The 18,817-nt window shown below is 60.9% G+C and carries 14 protein-coding genes and 1 pseudogene; 2 read left to right on the forward strand and 13 right to left on the reverse strand.

The features are described 5' to 3' along the window. The first annotated feature begins 6 nt into the window (after positions 1 to 6). Complete coding sequence (locus JH25_RS03250; RefSeq protein ID WP_032880321.1) at positions 7 to 429, forward strand: RidA family protein; 423 nt, start codon at positions 7 to 9, stop codon at positions 427 to 429. A gap of 9 nt (positions 430 to 438) precedes the next feature. Here the strand turns inward: JH25_RS03250 and JH25_RS03245 are convergent, their stop codons facing one another. From JH25_RS03245 to JH25_RS03195, 12 genes and pseudogenes are all read right to left on the reverse strand, one after another. Then, a complete protein-coding gene (locus JH25_RS03245; protein ID WP_032880322.1) occupies positions 439 to 1,011 on the reverse strand; it encodes an HD domain-containing protein in 573 nt (190 codons plus the stop codon). Positions 1,012 to 1,097: 86 nt separating this feature from the next. Continuing rightward, entirely contained in the window at positions 1,098 to 1,655 is a 558-nt protein-coding gene (locus tag JH25_RS03240) for a helix-turn-helix domain-containing protein (protein WP_005789603.1), read from the reverse strand. A gap of 241 nt (positions 1,656 to 1,896) precedes the next feature. Next, positions 1,897 to 2,733, reverse strand: coding sequence for a 5'-nucleotidase, lipoprotein e(P4) family (locus tag JH25_RS03235; protein WP_032880323.1), 837 nt, complete (start codon positions 2,731 to 2,733; stop codon positions 1,897 to 1,899). Positions 2,734 to 2,792: 59 nt separating this feature from the next. After that, the gene (locus tag JH25_RS03230; RefSeq protein ID WP_032880324.1) at positions 2,793 to 5,303 is read right to left on the reverse strand and encodes a fimbria/pilus outer membrane usher protein; all 2,511 of its coding nucleotides are present in this window, start codon (positions 5,301 to 5,303) and stop codon (positions 2,793 to 2,795) included. An 86-nt stretch (positions 5,304 to 5,389) separates the two neighbouring features. Further along, on the reverse strand, positions 5,390 to 6,130 hold the full coding sequence (locus JH25_RS03225; protein ID WP_032880326.1) for a fimbrial biogenesis chaperone: 741 nt from the start codon (positions 6,128 to 6,130) through the stop codon (positions 5,390 to 5,392). A gap of 75 nt (positions 6,131 to 6,205) precedes the next feature. Continuing rightward, positions 6,206 to 6,808 (reverse strand): fimbrial protein, encoded by a 603-nt coding sequence (locus JH25_RS03220; protein ID WP_032880327.1) that lies wholly within the window; start codon positions 6,806 to 6,808, stop codon positions 6,206 to 6,208. 197 nt (positions 6,809 to 7,005) lie between these two features. Next, complete coding sequence (locus JH25_RS03215) at positions 7,006 to 7,653, reverse strand: response regulator (protein WP_032880328.1); 648 nt, start codon at positions 7,651 to 7,653, stop codon at positions 7,006 to 7,008. A gap of 23 nt (positions 7,654 to 7,676) precedes the next feature. Further along, positions 7,677 to 10,850 carry a hybrid sensor histidine kinase/response regulator gene (locus tag JH25_RS03210; RefSeq protein ID WP_032881282.1) on the reverse strand — a complete coding sequence of 1,058 codons (3,174 nt, stop codon included), beginning with the start codon at positions 10,848 to 10,850 and terminating at the stop codon, positions 7,677 to 7,679. Between the two features lie 80 nt (positions 10,851 to 10,930). After that, a complete protein-coding gene (locus JH25_RS03205) occupies positions 10,931 to 12,124 on the reverse strand; it encodes an EAL domain-containing response regulator (protein WP_032880329.1) in 1,194 nt (397 codons plus the stop codon). Then, a pseudogene (locus JH25_RS0127390) lies at positions 12,111 to 14,908 on the reverse strand (ATP-binding protein). The gene JH25_RS03205 and the pseudogene JH25_RS0127390 overlap by 14 nt, the downstream one beginning before the upstream one ends. Positions 14,909 to 14,965: 57 nt before the next feature. Further along, positions 14,966 to 15,949 (reverse strand): fimbrial protein, encoded by a 984-nt coding sequence (locus tag JH25_RS03200; RefSeq protein ID WP_032880334.1) that lies wholly within the window; start codon positions 15,947 to 15,949, stop codon positions 14,966 to 14,968. A 23-nt stretch (positions 15,950 to 15,972) separates the two neighbouring features. After that, positions 15,973 to 16,662, reverse strand: a complete 690-nt coding sequence (locus JH25_RS03195) for a fimbrial biogenesis chaperone (protein WP_032880336.1) — start codon at positions 16,660 to 16,662, stop codon at positions 15,973 to 15,975. 198 nt (positions 16,663 to 16,860) lie between these two features. Between JH25_RS03195 and JH25_RS03190 the strand changes: the two genes are divergently transcribed. Continuing rightward, on the forward strand, positions 16,861 to 17,382 hold the full coding sequence (locus JH25_RS03190; protein ID WP_032880339.1) for a hypothetical protein: 522 nt from the start codon (positions 16,861 to 16,863) through the stop codon (positions 17,380 to 17,382). 15 nt (positions 17,383 to 17,397) lie between these two features. Here the strand turns inward: JH25_RS03190 and JH25_RS03185 are convergent, their stop codons facing one another. Continuing rightward, positions 17,398 to 18,603 (reverse strand): DUF1835 domain-containing protein, encoded by a 1,206-nt coding sequence (locus JH25_RS03185; RefSeq protein ID WP_032880342.1) that lies wholly within the window; start codon positions 18,601 to 18,603, stop codon positions 17,398 to 17,400. Between the last annotated feature and the right edge of the window lie 214 nt (positions 18,604 to 18,817).

Here is an 18,817-nt window from a genome sequence, read left to right on the forward strand (position 1 = left end):
AATACCATGAGCGACAGCATTCAACGCACCAGCGTGGGCGATTTTCCCATCTCGCAAACCGTCACCGTGCCGGCCTCGGCCAGTCTGATATTCGTCAGCGGCACGCTGCCCGACCTCGCCGAACCAAATGTGCCTGGGGCTTATGGCGACACCGAAGTACAGACTGTTTCAGTGTTTAACAAGCTGCGCAAAATCCTCCAGCAGCAGGATCTGGACCTGGGCGATATCGTGCAGTTGCGGGTATTTCTGGTCGGCGCGGAAGAAACCGACGGCAAGCTGGATTTTGCCGGGTTGCAGCGGGGGTATACGCAGTTCTTCGGTACGCCCGAGCAGCCGCACAAGCCGGCGCGGACAGCGTTGCAAGTGGTGGCGCTGCCGTTGCCGGGGGCGTTGGTGGAAGTGGAGGCGATTGCTGCCCGGGCGGTGTGATGCCGCCCGTCACTCTGCGGCGTGGAGCCGTTGCTCTGTCGCCCGATCAATCAACGCCCGCAGCGCTTCGAACAAAGGGGCTGCATCTGTGTGTTTTTTGCCGTAGGCCAGGTTGAAGGCGTAATCGAAATCGGGCGGGTTCAGCCCTTGGGTGTGCTGCAGCAGGGTCTCCAGTTTGTCCATGGCCTTGACGGCTTTTGCTTCCGGCGAGCGCGCGTTCTCGTAGTCATCCCATAACGTCAGGATCTCGGCTTTCAGGGGGCTGTCCAGGGACTGCGCCAACAGCAGCAGGTCGAGTCGCTCCTGTTCGCCCTTGTTGGGAAAGGCCGCCTGGCTGACCGCCGGGATATCGCCGTGGATGGCTTCGCCCAAATCATGGATAACGCACATCTTGAGGATTTTCAGCAGGTCCAGGCCGGGCAATTGATCGGCGAACACCATCGCCATCAGACACAGGCGCCAACTGTGTTCGGCCGTGCTTTCAGTGCGGCCCGAAGCCGTGTGGGCACTTCTGAGCACATCCTTGAGTTTTTCCGCTTCGCGCAGAAAATCGAGACGGCCTTTGATTTTTTCCATGTCCATGATGCTGCCCCGCAAGGTCGGTTGTGCAGGTAAGCCTAGGTGCGCGAGCGCAGATCGTCCACGCATAAAATATGCGCGGTGGGCTTTCAGAGTGTCTCGACCAGGCGTGCTGCGCTGCCATCGCTCAGGGTCATGCGTGTCCAGCGACACAGGCTTGGGCGTATGGGCACGAGATTGGAGTCGTTGCTTCCAGTGGTGAATTCAAGGGCCGGTGGTGCCTGGGTTTCACGCCAGCCGGTATGCTCCAGGCTGGCTTCGATCAGCTGGATTTGCGGCGTTGCGAAGCGCCACAACGACTGGCCCATAAGCTCGGCGAGCGGGCTGCTGAACTGGCGTGCGCGGGAAGGCGAGCACGCGAGCAGGCGGTGCGTCAGGTCGCACACCAAGTGCATCGCTTGCGAACTCTCGCTGACCAGCCGGGCCAATGCCTGATCGGCGGCTGCATCAAGTCGGGCTGCCAACAACTGCTCAAGCTGTTGGTGCGCAGCCGGATCCATCGCTTGTACGCCACTTTCCCAGCGCGAAATAGTCGATTGCGTGACGTTGAACAACTGCGCTGCATGACTTTGCTTGATGCGGTGCAGCAAACGCCATCGCCGCAGCGCAACGCCGGGCAAGGCAGGCTTGAGCAAGGAGTGAGGCATCTGCGATTCCTGAGTCGACGGGTGGATGACGAGTGTGATGACAAGAGGGCAGCGGTGCAAATGAGTGGGATGAACGGCCCTCGGGTTGGCACACCAAGCCTCAGGGCTGAAGTGTTGATCGCTCCTGATACGCAGATCCAATGTGGGAGGGGGCTTGCTCCCGATAGCGGATTGTCAGTCACTGCATGTGTTGACTGAACCACTGCTATCGGGAGCAAGCCCCCTTCCACATGGCTACTCTTTATTGCTGCAACAACAAAGCCTGCTGCTTGAGCTTGCGCTTCTGGACAAACGGTAAGGTTTCATCATCCCCATACGGCGCGCTGTACCAATTGCCGTAGCTCGGGTTGGGCAGCAGGAACCAGCGCTGCCCCAGCCAGTTCACATAGGGTTCGACGGCCTTGCGCTGCGCAGCCAGGGTGTTGTGTTCGGCCTGCACGAAATCTCCCAGCGAGTCACCGGCCATCAACAACACGCGGGCTTGGCTGGCGACCCACTGGCGACGGCAGTTCTTGCCATAGCCAGCGCTTGCGCAGTGGCCGGTGGGGGTGCTGGCCGCCAGGATCTGTGCGTCGCTCTCTATCGGAAAACCGCGCAAACGCAGGTTTTTGGCGGTGGCCGCGACCTGGCTGTGCTCGCGGTTGGTGAGGTAATACACCTTGATGCCTTTTTGCCTGGCCGCTTGCAGGAACGCCACGGAACCCGGCAGCGCCTGAGCCTTGGCCTGCTCGACCCAGGTATTCCAGCGATCGTAGGAATAGACCTGATTGTTGATGATGTCGCGAGCGTTGAGCGGCACGTTGTCCAACAGGGTCTCGTCGATATCCACGATCACCGCCGGCGGCAAACCGGTCAGCTTGCGGGCAGGCAAAGGCAGGGCGTCCCAGCTGGGGTCGGCCAGTGCTACATCGAGTTGGCGGGTGGCGTTGGCGAAGAGCTGGCGGTAGATCAGCTCGTGTTCGATGGACGTCTGGGTCCAGAGCACGGCGTCGAGTTGGTCGTTGGCCGGGGGTGTTTGCTGGCAGCCTGCCAGGGCGGTGGTCAGCAGGCAGGCACTGGCAAGGAACAGGTTACGCATGGGCAAATCTCGCGGAGGATGGGTGCGTGGTCGGCACAGTAGCGCATTCCCCCACACAATCAAGGCGTACACACCAGTGCCTGGCGCTCGTAGTTCAGCGCCTTGTTCTGCGGTGGCAATGTATAGGCGGCACGACAATGCTGCTCACCCCACTTGATGATCAGCGTGCCCTGATCCTCTTCCACCAGCGCCAGGGCATTACCATTGGGATCTGCAATCGCCAACTGCTTGCCATTGGCGTCTTCCAGTGAGGCACCAAACGACAGCGGTTGATGCTGTGCATCAAACAACTCAAACAACACCCGCCGTCCGGTAGTGCCACTGTAATGCGCCACCACGATGGCGCCACGGCGCGGCACCAGTTGCTGGGTGGCGTTGGTGATTTCCACGTCGCCACCCAGATCGCGAGTGTCCAGGCTGATCCAGTTGACCCGGTAGGGTTGCGCAGTGGGCACCACCGCATAGCCGTTGTAGCCGGTTTCCACCCCGCTGTAGCTGCTGATCTTGGCTCCAGCGACGCCAGGCACCTCGGCCAGGGCGAAGGTCTCGCTGACGGTTTGCCCCAGGTTGACGCCGCCAGCATGGGCCACCACAGAACCGGCAAGGTTGAAGTTTTGTGAGTTGTAGCCCTGGCCCTGGCTGTAACCGAGGCTGACGTCTGCCACGGCGGTGCGGCTGTTGATGTTCACCGAGCCTGAGTCGCCGCTGGTGTCACTGTGGCCCGCCTGCACCGAATAGAAGGTGTCGCTGGTGTCGGCCACGTAGCCGTTGATGCCTGCCTGGGTGGTGGTGTCGCCACGTTGGTGGCTGGTGGTGACAAACGCCCGTGGCGCGCGGGCCTGGCTGCCCAGCGGGAAAGACACCGACAGGTTCACCTGCGTGTCGCTGCTCGGCTCGCCCCAGGTGACGATCTGCTTGGTGCGCGTCACGCCAAGGTTGTAGCTCAGGTCGCCCCAGTTGCCGGTGTAGCCCGCGGAAAAGCTCTGGGAGCCGCCGCGATTCCAGTAGCGTTGGTCGCTGGCGTTCACATACAGGCTGCCGAATTCGCTGTTGCGTCCGATGCTCTGGTTGATGGTCAGGTCGGTGCGGGTTTTCGAGTGGCCGGTGCGTACGCGCAGGTCTTCGCTGCTGTCTTCCACATGGTCGGTGAGGGTGCGATAGCCCTCGGTGGAGTAGCGATAGGCGGCCAGGGTGAAGTTGGTATCGGTGCCGGCAAAGGTCTTGGCGTACAAGGCGCGTACGCTGCTGCCCTGGGAGGTTCGCCCCTGGGCCTTGCTGGACGAATGGGTGGTATCCAGGGAGAACGCACCGAACGAGGTGTTCCGGCCGGCGCCGATCGACAGCGCGCTGTAGTCCTCACTGGCTTGCACACCGACAATCCCGCTGAGGTTGCTGGTCAAGCCGTAAGCCAGCGTACCGCTAAAAAAACGCGGGGTTGCCAGGCCATCGGCATTGCTTTTGAACGTGCCCGCCGAGACGCTGTATTTCACCTGGCCTTCGCGCACCATGATCGGCAGGCTGGAGAACGCCTGCATCGTCACCCGCCGCGTACCGTCGGCTTCGATCACGGTGATTTGCAGGTCACCGTTGGAGCCGCTGGGGTAGATATCGTTGATCTCGAACGGGCCTGGCGCGACGTTGGCGGTGTAGAGGATGTAGTCGTTCTGGCGGATCTCAACCGTCGCGTTGGTCTGCGCCACGCCGCGGATCACCGGCGCGTAGCCGCGCTCGCTGTCGGCGCGCATGCCATCATCCGAGGCGAGCTTGACCCCGCGATAGCGCACGCTGTCGAACAGGTCGGTGTCGGAGAAAATCTCACCGGCGCTGAACTGGCCCTTGATCGCGGTGACGTCATGCTGCAAGTAAGTGCGGTTGCTGGTGAAGGTGTTCGAGCGATCGGTGCCGCCGCTCAGGTTTGACTCGTTGCGCAGCCGCCAGGCGCCCAGGTTGATGCCATTGCGCAGGCCCAGGTTATTGGCGATGCGGGTCTTGTAGTCGCCGGCGGTGCGGCTGCTGTTGAGCTGGTAGTTGATGAAGGCGGCGGGCACACCGTCGTCCCACAACTGTGGGTCGACATACCCGCGCAAGCCACGCTGCATCGCCACCTGCGGGATACTTGCGAGCAGGCGCAGACGGCTGCTGTCGTAGCGCACGCTGGCGTCTTCGATCATGTCGGCAAGGGCGTAGCAGTCCTGCGGCTGCTGCGGGTCAAGTTTGCCCTCGGCCTGCAAACGGTGCAGGTCGATACCCAGTTGCTTGAGCAGTTCGAGGGTCAGGCAGGCTTCGACGCGGCCGTTTTTCGGGTTGCGCTTGAAGTCGATATCGCGCCGGCCCACCAGCACTTCGTTGCTGTACAGGTCGACGCGGTAAGTGCCCGGCAGCACGCTGTTTGCAGAGAGCAATTGCTGCAAGTCCACCGGTGACTGCGAGCCTTGCAGGAAGGTGGTATTGAAGGTTTCCGTAGCGTCATCGGCCATGACCAGGCCGGGCAGACTGGCGGCAATCGCCAGCGACAGCGTCTTCAACTTCAGTGCGCCACGTGCGGGCCTGTTGCTGGAAAGAAAAGACATGCGAAGACCTATGACATCCCTGATTGACGGACAGCCGGGCACGCAAACACGCACGCGAAGTGAGCCTGTGGGTTAGCGAAAAATGCTTAGGGGTTGAGGCGCGACTCAGTCGCATGCGCCGGTAGCGCAGTGCCGCTGGACAGCGGCGCGCTGTAGTGATTCTGCGCGCCGTAGTCATTGATGCTGGAAAACGACAACTGCACCGGCCCGCTGGCAACTGGAGCACTGAGCGCAAACTGTTTTTGTTCGCCTGGCGCAATCATGGTGGAGTCGCTGGCCAATACCGCCTGCACTTTGATGTCGGCCATGGACACGTGGTACAGCGTCGGGTTTTTCACCTGCAACAGGGTTTGGCTGCCGTGTTTGACCAGCGTCCATTCAAGCTGCGCAGGGGCTTGCAGCGCACTGCCGGTGAGGCCTGCAGGGCGGTAAAAAATCTTGATGCGTTGGCGTATAGCCAACTGCAAAGTGTTCTCGGCTTCGCTGGCCTTGGGGATTTCCTGCACGTTGAGCCACACCACCGACTCGCGGTCCGTGGGCATGCCGGTGCCTTCGTACAGGATTCGCAGCAGTTGTTGTTCCTTGGCAAATACCCGCGCCAGGGGCGGGGTGACGGCAAACGGCGCGCGGCTGGCGCGGGCATCGTTCATGTCGACCCAGGATTGAATCAATACATCCTGGTTACCGTTACGCACGGTAATGTTGGCTTCCTTGTGGTCACCGTCAAACACGATACGGGTGGCATTCAATGAAATGCTGGCGGCGGCCTGGGTAGCCATGAGCAAGCCCAGCAGCCCCAGACATGCGGCGATAGAACGAGGCGGCATGAGGGTTATCCGGTGTAATCAGAAGACAATGGCGAGGCCGCAAGGCCTCGCGCGTTCGGTGCCCGGGGCGCCGAATTATTCGTATTGCAGGATGAACGGCAGGGTGGCGTCACCGCGACCGGCGGTCGACGAGCCCGCCGCTGCGGTGGTGACGTAGGCGGCCGCGAAGCTCAGGGTGGCGTCGCCGCCTTCAGTACCGGCACCGTGCATGGTGCTTTCAATGCGTGCGGTGCTTGGCGAGCTGAGGTCAATCAGACCGCCCTTGCTGTCGAGCAGGGCAATACCGACGTTTTGTGCAGTGGCCGAACCCGGGTTCAGGGCCAGTACCTTTTTGCCGGTGACCAGGCCCGAACCGCCGTTGTTGGCGTCAAAGATCATGGCGACCTTGGTGCCCTGGTTGCAGTTGACGCTCAGGTTGAAGTCTTTAGCCGTTACGCGACCTGCGGTTGGGTTTTCCGCGGTGCCCATGTCCTTGATCGAAACGTTGCCCATGTCCACCGAAATGGTGCGGTCGGAGTTGGCGCCGTCCACCGAGCACGCGTCGTTGTTGATCACGCCGGTGAAGGTGATTTTACCGCTGCCGCCCAGGGTTGGCGTAGGAGCAGGATCCACGGCAAATGCACTGCCGGAAGCGGCGATAATGGCCGAGGCGATCACAGCCAGGGAAAACTTCTTCATGATGATGTCCGTAAGTGTTAGTTGAAAAGTTTGCTGTTGTTGAACTGCGAGCAAAGAGTAGGCGACGAGGCGGCGGGAGCGAATAAGACGATTCTTATAAGCGCTGGCGTGGGCAGGTTATTTGTGCTGTTGCAGCGGTGAAAGGCTTGAGAATAAAGGGCAAAGCCATTGTCCAGGAATGGCTTGCAAGTTATGCGTTAGTTGAAGATGTTACGTTCCAGGCAATAAGCAAGTAGATCCTGGTCGCTGCTGACTTCAAGTTTGCGCATGGCCGATATCTTTTGTGCGCTGATGGTCTTTGAACTTCGGTTCTGGCGGCGCGCAATGTCACTCACGCTCATGCCGGAAATAAACAGGCGCAGGATCTCGAACTCTTTGGGCGACAAACTGGTAAAGCGCTCGTCAATTGCCGTGAGGGTCTCTATCACCGAGGTCTTTGGCGGCTCCAGGCTGCGATAGTCGCTGTCCTGGGCGATCGCCTTGAGTGCCAGTTGAATCTCGGTATGCAACTGGCTTTTCTGGATGATGCCGACCACGCCCAGCTCTTGCAGGCGGGTGAGGATCAGGTGGTTGGAGATCATGGTCAGGATCAGGATCTGTACCTGCGGGAAGTGTCGTTTCAGGTACTCCACCAGCTTCAGGCCATCGCCATAAGGCGAGTCGCCCGGCATGTTGTAGTCGGTAATCACGATGTCAGCGCCTTGATGCTGCAACAGCTCGATCAGGCCGGCCGAACACACGGCCTCGCCGACGACTTGAAAGCGCATGTCACGCTCTACCAGTTCGCGAACGCCCAGCAACACGATCGGGTGATCGTCGGCGATTACCACGTTGAATTTTTTCATAAAGGGCCGTCCGTAGTGCCAGTTCAAGTGAGTGAAGAATGCCCGGGCTGGAGAGTCTCCAGAACGGCCGACAGACGCCGCATCACAGTCTTCACCTTGAGCTCAAGCGTTGTGTCGAGGCTGCCGCGGTCAAGGGCGCTTTCCAGTTCGATGCACGCCTGGGCCAGGCTGAGGGCCTGAACAGCACCCAGGGCGCCGGCGATCGAATGCAGCAATTGGCCGAGGTTGCGGGTATCACGCTGTGCCAGAGCCACACCGATGCGCTGTATGTCCTGCTGCACGCTGCTGATGAACAGCGGGCGCATCTTGTCCGACAGTTGCACACTGTCGTCGAATACCGACGCGGCAGGCTCAACCGGGGGCTGGACCTTGCACAGCTTGATCAACTGGCCACGCAGGGTTTGCAGGCTCAAGGGCTTGACGATCCAGGCGTTCATGCCCACCGCCAGGCAACGCACGCCTTCCTCACGCATCGCATTGGCGGTCACGCCGATAATCGGCAACTGAGGGTCATGTTCGCGCAGGATTCTGGCCAGCTCGTACCCATTCATCAACGGCATATTCACGTCGGTCAGTACCAGGTCGAAAGCCTGGGGTTGCCACAATTGCAACGCCTGCTCGCCGTTGGCGGCCAGGCTCACTGAGCAACCGAGTGCCTCCAGCTGCTCCTTGATGATCGCCTGGTTGACCGGGTTGTCCTCGGCCACCAGGATGCGCAGCCCCAACCGCCCCGCGCTTTGTGGTCGGGTCGGCGTCGGCTGCTCATGCTTGCCATGCTGCGCCAGTGACACGGTGGCGGCGAGGGCGCGTACGTCGTGCAGATCCACCACCCAGCCTTGCGCCGTGTGCAGCGGCGGGCTGTGCGCACCCGGCAGGCACAGCACGCGCTGGCCGACCCATGGCCTGGCGGGCTCCCTGGGCAACAGGTCCACCAGCACTGCATGGTGGTTGTCTTTGTCTTGGGTGGTCGCCGCCAGGGCGGCGGTAATGCCTAGGCGGTTGAGCCAGTCACTCATCGCCTGCGCCAGTTCGCGTACCGGTGCCTGTACGTATACCGGCGTCGGGCTGGGTTCGATCAGCGGCAGGTTGGTGAGTGTGCCGCCACACAGCGGCAGGCGCATTTTCAACGTAAAGCTGCTGCCCAGCCCAGGCTCGCTGACCACACGGATCTCGCCGTCCATCATCTGCGCCAGCCACCGGCAGATCGGTAGGCCAAGCCCGGCGCCACCTTCGCTGGCGGTGTCCGGCGCCTGGTAGAACACATCGAAGAGCTTGGCCTGCTGCGCCTCGGGGATGCCTACGCCCGAGTCGGTGACTTGCCATTGCAGGTCGACATGATTGGCGTCGCGCCCCGTCACCCTGGCACGAATCACCACGCGCCCGAAATCGGTGAATTTGATCGCGTTGCTGACCAGGTTATTGAGAATCTGGCGGATGCGCATCGGGTCGCCCATCACGCAGTCCGGCAACTGCGGGTCAATGCAGCTATAGAGCTGCAGCCCCTTGCGCTGGGCGAAAGCGGCGTAGGTGTGCAGGGTGTCTTCGAGCATGTCCAGCGGGCAGAACTCCACAGCTTCTATCGCCATTTGCCCGGACTCGATCTTCGAGACATCCAGCACATCGCTGATCAGTTGGAACAGCGTGGCGGACGAGCGCTGGATGGTGTGAAGGTAGGCCTTCTGGTGTGGGTCAAGGTTCGTCAGACCGAGTAATTCAAGGGTGCCGAGCACGCCATACAGCGGCGTGCGGATTTCATGGCTCATCGTTGCCAGGAACAACGTCTTGGCCTCGCTGGCCGCATCGGCGGCGTGACGCGCTTCCTCCAGGGACTGGGCATCTTCGATATGCCGGGTAATATCGTTGAAAGCGTACAGGCGCACGTTTTCAGCCTGATAGCGGGTCGACACAAAGCCGATCTGCAGGTGCCGGCCCTCGATCTCCAGATGCGTTTCTCCGCTCTCAGCCATGTCGTGCTTACCGGCCATGGCCGCCACCAAACGTGCGGTACCCGGCCATTGCTGGGCCCGCTGGTTTTCGATCAACACCTTGCCATCGCTGCGTCGCACCACGCATAACCCGGTGGGGGCGGTGTCGATGATCACGCGGCTGAATGCCACGCTTTCGGCAATGCGTTCGTGGGCCAGTTGCGCCGGCGTAATCACCTGGCGCCGATACCAGCGACTGCCGGCCCAACCCAGGGTGATCAGGCTGAACAGCAGCAAAGCCAAGGTGCTCAACGGCCACAATGCGGAGTGAAAGAAGTGCGAGTAGTTCAGGCCATAGACCGCGCTCCAGGGCTGGTCGCCGGCCTGGGTTATCTTGAATTCAATGCCGTTGGCCGTGAAGTGCACACCGTCGCTGAGCTGCGCCTGGATGGTAGGCCCGATCAACCGGCTGCCGTCAGGGCCAATCAGGGTGAAGCGATCAAACGCCGAGTGATTCAATGCGCGCTGTACATCGTCGACCTGCGACACGTCGAGCAGGGTGCCGATCACTGCCTGGCCCTGTGCGTCGAGTGGCAGGCCGATGTAGGCCAGCAAATATTCGGGTTCGGGTCCGGCCTGCCAATACACCCGATTCTGCTCAAGCGGCTGCGGTGTCTGTGCGAGGATTTGCTGCACAGCGTTGACTCGCGCCACGGGGTTGTCGGTATCCTCGGGGCTTTCCCGGTGCTGATAGCCCACGGACGGAACAGTGATGGTGTAGTTCGCCTGACGATTGAGCAGAAAGGTTTGCGGCGCCTCGTACGGCGACGAGGACCAGAAGGCGCTGTAGTAACTGGTCAGGTGCGCGCCCAGGGCAAAAATCGGCGGTCTGGCGGCGGCGCCGATCTGCTGTTCATCGAACTTGATGCTGAACGGTACCGAAAACGAATACTTCTGGCCTTCGTACAACGTGCGGCGGTTGTCGACCATGCGGCTCTTGAGGCTGATCTGCACGTGGGTGGCGTGCAGCAGTTCGGCCTGGATGCCGGGATGCGTCAGGCTCTTGAGGTAGGTTTGCTGATCTGAGAGATTTTCCATCAGTCGCGCAAAGTGAAAGCGCATGGCGCCGTACCGGATTTCGACGCCCCTTTGCAGAGACCAGTAATTGGTCAGTACCAGTAGCAAAGCAATTCCCATCAGGACCATCAAGCCCTTGTTCAGGCGCAATGAGCTGCGGGTAAAGGCTTCGAGGATCGCGTTGTTGTGCTTCATCAGGGGGTCCGCAGGCGCAGGAAAAATCGGCACTGGATGCTGCTTACTCCTTTAAAGGGCAAGTAATCCGGGGCCGCCAGCTAGTGAGATGTCGCGGGGCCATCATTGTTCAGTAGTTGCTGAAATTGGTCCGAAGACACGGCGTGAGAGATCAGGAAACCCTGCACCTGATTGCAGTCGATTTTGCGCAGCAGCGCCAATTGCTGCGGGGTTTCCACGCCCTCGGCGACCACCGTCAGACCCAACTTGCGGCCCAGCGCGATAATGCTCGCCAATGCCTGGGCGATGCCTTCGTTGTCGTGACTGCCCTGCACCAGTGCCTGGTCGATCTTCAGTTCGGTAAAGGGCGTGGACACCAGATTGAGGTAGGAGCTGTAGCCCTTGCCGAAATCATCCTGGGACAAACCGAACCCCTTGATCCGCAATCGGCAGGCGCCGGCGTAGAAGTTGCTGATGTCCTGCGGCACCGAACACTCCATCAACTCAAAGCAGATCATGCCCGGGATACCATTGTGGTGCAGCACGAACTCCAGCAAACGGTCTGCCAGGTCATGGCTGTTGAGCAAGTGGGTCGGCAGGTTGATCGACACTGGAATTTCATAGCCGCGCTGGCGCCAGTGTTCCTGGGCGTGGATCGCTTGCTTGAGCACCAGCCACAACAGCCGCTCCTCCAGTTCGAACGCCTTGATCGCCGGCAGGAACGCGGCAGGCAGCATCACGCCTTGCTCGGGGTGCATCCAGCGCACCAGGGCTTCGGCGGCGACGATACGGCCGTTGGCCAGGGATTTTTTCGGCTGGAACCAGGCCTGGAACTGGCCGCTGCTCATGGCCTGCACCAGCGTGTGACGGTCGATGTCCATGTGCTCGGGTAGTTCGGGGGCGGGCTTGCGCACCCTGTTTCTGAGTTGGTTGACCAGGGTGCGCAAGGCCTCGGCGTTCACGGGTTTGGAGATCAACCCGATCACTTCCACATCGAGGTTTTTCGCCACCAGGCTGGCTCCCATCAACATGCGCCGTGACGCCGCACTCATGATCGCCAACGCCGGTTTGCAGCGCAGGCTGGCCAGGCACTGGATAAACTGCACGCCGTCCATGCCGGGCATCAGCAGGTCGGTCAGTACCAGGTCGAAGTCCCGCTGGCGCAGGCGCTCCAGCGCTTCTTTGCCATCCTCGGCGGTTTCGAGCAGGAAATCTCCCAACTCGCTGAGCAGGTTCTGCAGGTAGATATGCTGCAGGGGATGGTCCTCGACAATCAGAATACTAAGGGGCTTCATGGGGGATCCGTGCATAAGGCGCCAGGGAGTTGAATAGAGCCCGCAACGCAAAGGGTTTGACCAGGCAATGGTTCATGCCGGCGGCCAGGCACAGGTCGGCCTCGCCGCGCATGGCGTTGGCGGTGGCCCCGATAATCGGCAACGTGCAGCCCTGTCGACGCAGTTCACGCGCCAGTTCATAGCCGTTGATATGGGGCATGTTCACATCCGTCAACACCACGTCGAAATTGCCGGCGGTGTAGAGCTGTAACGCTTGCTGACCGTCGGCCGCCAGCTCCACGGTGCAGCCGAGTTCTTCGAGTTGATCACGCAAAATCAGCTGGTTGATGATGTTGTCCTCGGCCACCAGCAGGTGCAGGTTGAGTTTGTTCAGGTCCCGCCGGTGCGTTTGCTCATCGGCGCGGGCCACCCATAGCCCTTGCGCCTGGCTCACGGCCTGATGAATAGCCCCCAGGTGGTTGAGGTTGACGTGCCAGGCGCCGGCGTCGGCTTCTACGCCGGGGCAGGCGTTGCTGCTTACGTGAATCACCGGCCCGGGCCACTCGGGCACCAGCAACGGGTCGACGCTGCCGGGGTGCACTTGCAACAGCAGATGCGTGTCCGCCAGCGTCGGCAAGCCGGCCTGGGCCCTTGCGCCCCAACGGCGCAACCAGCCGGCGATCGCGTTTGCCAGTTCCGGGATCGGCGAGGCCACGTAAATGGTCTCGGCCAGCAACGGTGTCATCGGTGCAACAGATGCTTCCTCCAACGGCAGGATCAGGCTGAAACTGCTACCCAGGCCGAGTTCGCTGACCATGCGGATATTGCCGTTCATCAACTCCGTCAGACGCTGGCAGATCGGCAGGCCCAGGCCGGTGCCGGCGACCACATTGGTATTGCCCTCACTCTGGTAAAACGGCTCGAAGATCATCGCCTGATCTTCCTGGGCGATACCTTTGCCGGTGTCTGAGACTTGCCACAACAGACTGGAGCGTTCCCCGTCGCGGCCCAGCACTTTGACCCGCAGCACCACGCGCCCATAGTCGGTGAATTTCACCGCGTTGTTGAGCAGGTTATTGAGAATCTGGCGGATGCGCGTTACGTCGCCGATCAGGCGTTCCGGCAGCTTGGGATCGAAGCAGGCATACAGCTGCAGGCCCTTGGCGTGGGCCGCTGCGGCGTAGCCCTGGATGATTTCATGCACAAGGTCCAGCGGCGAGAACTCGCTCATCTCCAGTGCCAGCTGCCCGGCTTCGATCTTTGATACGTCCAGCACATCGCAGATCAGTTGCAGCAAGGTCGACGATGAGCCTTCGATCGCCTGCAGGTAGTCCTTTTGTTGCGCATCCAGTTGCGTGCGCGCCAACAGTTCCAGGGTGCCTAGCACGCCATACAGCGGTGTACGGATTTCATGGCTCATGGTCGCCAGAAACAGGGTTTTCGCGGCATTAGCTGCGTCCGCCGATTGCCGCGCCTCTTCCAGCGCCGCCTCGACCTGCTTGCGCGCACTGATATCACTGAATGCGCAAAACAGGACGTCTTCGCCTTTGTAGCGGGTCGGTGCACTGCTCAGGTATAAGTGACGGCCGTCGATGGTTTCAAAGTAGTCACTGCGCTCGGAAGGGCCGTTTGCAAAGGCTTGCTCGATCCAGCCGGCGCGCAGCGCCTCGCGCTCCGGCCCGTTACCCAGCCATTGCTGGGCCAGGGTGTTTTCCAGTACCACCTGGCCGTCGGTGCGGCGCAGCACGCAGAGGGCCACGGGGGCGGTCTGGATCACATCGCGGCCGAAGGCTTCGCTTTCAATCAACGCCTGGATGCGATGGATCGACGGAATGATGAAACGCTGGTCGACGCGGCGCATCACCAGCCAGATCAGTGTCAGGCTGAACAGGCAGAATAGCAGCGAACCGAGCAGCTGTTTCCACAAGCCGGTGACCACCGCACGCAGGTCGATGGAGTACATCAACTGCCACTCGGAGGACTTCAGGTGTTTGCGAATCACCAGGTGGTCGGGTAGCCAGCCGTTGCCGACAAAACCGAAAAACTGTCTTCGCCGGGCCTCAGGTGTTGCTGGCTCAACTGTGTATCGGTGCTGTTGGTGAACACCAGCATGCCCTGGGAATTGAGCATCATGAACTCACCGGCGCTCTGGTCGCTGAGTGTCGAGGAGACTTCACGGCTATCCATCTCCAGGCCGAGCCAGCCGGAGTCGCGATCACGCTCGTCCAGGCGGATGAAGATATACAGGTGCGAGTGCTGTTCAGTCCTGTCGCTCAGCCAAAGTTCGTTAAGCGTGGCCGGGTCGGTGTGCTGCAGGGCCTTGAGGCGGTTGAGCATGCATTTGGAAATCGGCAATACCTGCGGGGTGGCGTCGTAAAGGCGCATCACTTGCGGGGTGGGGCCGGCGTTGACATAGAGCAGGTTAAGCTGTTTGGCCTTGAGGTAGTCGCGCATGCGTGCGGTCAGCCAGATGCTCCACTGGTTGCCTGATGTGTCGCCTAATTCCAGGTGTTGTTCTTCGGCCGAGGACGGATAGACCCTGGACTGCCTGCGCACTGCCGACAGGCTCAGGCTTTCGAGCAGGGCTTGGCGGTTGGTGAAAAAGGTATGGGCTTCGGCAATGGCGCTGCTCATGTAGCCGCGGCGCTGGGAGATGTCGTTGTTGAAGGTCGACAGCAAAAAGGTATAGACCCCGCTGAGGATGCCTACCAGCAGCACAGTCGCAAAAATACGAAGCAGCCTTCTGGCTGCTTCGGGTCGGGAGAGGACGGGGTTGATCTGGAGCAGATAACTTTTCAATCGCATCGGCAGACTTTACGTCTCGGCCTTTGCCGGTGGCATAAGACGATCCTTAAAAATCACCTACTTGTAGTACATATCCACCACCACGGCAGCGTCGAACGCTCCGGGAATCGGTAGGGTGCGCCACTTGAGGTCGGCGCGGAATTCATCGTGGCTCTGGCCCAGGCCCATCAGCTCCTGCAGCGTGAACCAGTTGTTGAAGGGCAGTTGCTGCTGGCTCTCGGCGCGAGACAGCGAGATGCCGACTGAGCTGTTGTTGTCCGGCACCAGCAGGCCATTGTTCACACTGCCGCCGCCCGGCGTGGTGGCGAAGCGTGCGCTGACGGTATAGGGCGTGTCGCAGCCCTTGCGCAGGTTCAGGCTGAAGTTCGCGCTGCTGGCGACTTCACCGATCGAGGCCTTGCGCGAGGGTGTGGGGAAGTTGACCACGCTGGGGCTGATGGTCAGTTCGGGAGTGCAAGGCACGAAGCGGATATCGTTCATGCCGGTGACCACATAATTGAAGTTGCTGTTGGGTCGTGAGTTGAGCCCGCGCACGCCGTCCAGTTGGAACACGCGGTAAGAGGTCAGCGTGCTGGCCTGGCCGCTCGGTGGCGTGGGGTCGTACTTCTCGATGAAGACGCTGAAATTGAGGGTGAAGCGCGCCTTGTCCCAGCCCACGCAGTTGGACAAATTGCAGCCTCGGTCGGAGAAGAAACCGGTACCGACCTTACCGGTGCTTTGGGTAATCGGTTGGTTGTTATAGCGAATGCCCACGCGAATCCCGGTGCCGATACTCACGCTGGCCGGGTTGACGTAGAAATACACTTCCTCGCGGCCGTGGAGGTAGTCGTCCTTGCAGATGACATTGGTCGAGCGCGGGCCGGATTCCCAAATGATGGTGCCGTTGGGTGCGTCGGCGGCGACTGCCAGCGCCGTGCCCAGCGCTTCCTGGGTGATGATCGAGTTGGTGCCGTCCTCGCGGCAGGCCAGTGCGTAGCTGGTGGCGGGCAAGACCGCGCAGGTCAACACCAGAAGCGGTAAACAGCGTTTGCTCAGTGACATCGGTTCAAATACCCCGTGATTTATCAGTTGAGCGCCGTGCTATGACGGGCTTGCAAACCGATATCGGTGATTTCGGTGAAGTGGAGAGTGGCGCCCTTGGGCACAGCGTCGTGCGCGGTCAGGGTTTTGCGTTCATGGGGCTTGAGCAGCAGGTAATCGCTGAGCGTCTGGCTGTCGGTTCGCAGGTTGACCAGCGACAGGTGGAAGGCGCTGGGGTTGTTGACGGTTACCGTGCGCCCGTCGCTGCTCCATACCAATTGCTGCACCGCCTCGGCTGAGCCGCCCTGGAGTGCGGGGGGCCGGTAGAACAGCTTGAGCCGCTGGCGGATCGCGAATTGCACGCTGTTGGGGTCTTCGGGCTTGAGCGGGATCTCCATGATATTGAGCCAGAACAGCGATTCGCGATCGCTGGGCAAGCCCTCACCGGCATACAGGATGCGCAGCTTGTGATGCTCCCCGGCGCCCAGTTGTACCAATGGCTCGGTGGCGGCAAAGGGCACGGTGCGGTCGGCTGATTCGTCCTCGCCGGTGATCCAGGTTTGCACCACCACTTCCCGCGAGGCCTGGTTGACCACGCTGATACCGGCGGCCTTGTCCTGGCCGAAATAGATCAGGCGGGTGCCTTCAATCTTCAGCGCCGCATCGGCAGGCGGGGGCGCAAGCACCAGCAGGCCGCAGGCGAGCAGCACCATTCTGAGTAGAAACATGAACACGGCAATTCCATGGTCGGGTAAGGGAACGCAGCTCATGGTAGGTGGCGAGTGGCGCGAAGGCTTTGAGGCGATTCTTAAAAGTACGGTGTGCCCCGGATTGCCGTTTCAGAATCGCCTTAAAGTCAGGGTTCACCCCTGACGGTTACTTTGCTCAGCGTTGAATGATCGACGCGGATGCCCAACTGTCAGGTTTACCCTATGTCCAATAAAGCGTTACGCCTTCTGATTGCCGATGCGGAGCTTTTGCAACGGATCAAGATCGAGAAAATGCTCAACCAGCTGGGCTATCACCGCATCGCGCCGTTGAGTTCGTTCGACGAGTTGCAGGCACTGACACGCTCGGGCGTTGTGGCGTTTGACCTGCTGATCATCAACACTGCGCTAGTGCACTCACGGCAGGTCAACCTGCTCAAGTACTGCCATGACAACCCGTTGATCCGCCATACGCTGATCTATGACGGGCAATGTGCGCAGCGCTCTGTGGTGTCGGTCTCGGTTAGCCAGACCCTGCACCTGTCGTTGTCACAATCGCCCGACGTCAACTCCCTGCGTCGCTGCATGGAAATTGTCGATCCGGCGCACAGTTCCCCGACCGTTGAGCGGCCGATACTGCGCACCGTGGACGGCCGGTCGCCCCAGCCTTCGATGAGCCCGCGGGCGGTCTACCAGGGCGACCCGACTGTGGTGGCATGTGCCGTGGGGTTGTTTCCCAAGCGCTGATCGTATCGCGCAGCATCAGTCACGCCAGACGGGCTGATCAGCAAGGCCCAGTGCCCAATAAGGTTGCCGTGGCCGCAGGCACACACCGCCGACCCAACGCTCATGGCTGGCGTGGTCCAGCCAGCAGGCATTGCCATCCAGCACCTGCTGCGCCAGTGGCGTCAGCGCCAATACGCGGCGCGGCCACTCCACGCCCGTTTCGGACTCGATCAGCAGCGGCGCCGCCCCATCAATCAATGGGCGCAGCAGCGCATGGAACATCATGTCGCCCAGGAAAGGCAGTGGCTCGCGCTTGGCCATCAACTCGGCAAACACCCGGCCGAAAGGCACAGGCCCGGCCTCGGCGATATACCTCAGGGACAAACGTTCAGTCAGCGACAAACCGTCCTCGATACCCGGCAACTCCTGTAGCTGGCGCCGTAACGCCGGTGCCAGAAAAGGCAGGGCAGGGTGATTGCCATGGGCCAGTTCCGCAAGCTTGAGCGGTGAGCTGTCGCAATAAGCCGACCAGGCCCGTTTGGCCAATTGCACTGCGTTGTCGTCGATCAAGCGCCGCTGCGGCCAGAGCCAGGCCAGCACATCGGGGGCCAATTGGCCTATGCCGATAAATCGCTCGACCCCGGGAATGCGGTCTGCCTCAATCAGCTCCAGCTTGCGCGGCGCCTGTTCCAGGCCGGCCAGGGCGCGGACCAGGAACAATTGATCGTAGGCGTCCGCCTCGCACCACAGCACACTGTGATCGGCATTGGCCAAGGTTTGTAGTTGGTCGTATTCATCGTTGACGCGATGCGCGACTTCAGTGGAGTCAAGGGCAAAGGCCTGACTGATAAAGGTACTGCGCATCGCGCGGAACGCTTGGCTGGGCAGTTCACGCACTGGCCCCATGCACAACGGGTCCGTGAGCATCCGGAACTGGCCCTTGAACCCGGCCAGTTGCAGGCTGTGGGCAATATCGTTGCCACAGCGCCAGTGGGTGGTGCGGGATTCATCGCTGGCCTCGAAACCAGGGTGGCGGGCGGCAAAGTCGAGGGCGTCGACGTGGGCCTTGAGCTTGGGCCAACTGGCGAAGCCCAGCTGTTTGGCGACCTGCCATTGAGCCTGGGACAAGGTTGCGCTGGGGTCTTGGCTTTTCAGACGCGACAACAGTTCCTTGGCGCGCTTGCGCTGCTGCTCAAGGTTGAGGCGGCCGTCGGTGTTTGAGGCGAAAGGGCGTTGCGACATACGAGCTCCTTGTTCGAACCTTTTCCGCTTTAAGGTTGGGAGTCGTAGAAATGAGGTAGAGCTGTGATGTCCTGGGCGCAGCCCTTTCCGCGGAAGGTGGCGTAGAGAGCGCCAGGCGGCAAATATAGGCAGCATTGCTATTCGGTGCAACCCGAAAATGTGGGCGCGGGCTTAAGGTTCTTTGTAGGCGCGAGCTTGCTTGCGAAAAACGCAC

Origin of the sequence: Pseudomonas sp. BRG-100 (genome assembly GCF_000737955.1) — a bacterium.
Classification (GTDB): Bacteria; Pseudomonadota; Gammaproteobacteria; order Pseudomonadales; family Pseudomonadaceae; genus Aquipseudomonas; species Aquipseudomonas synxantha_A.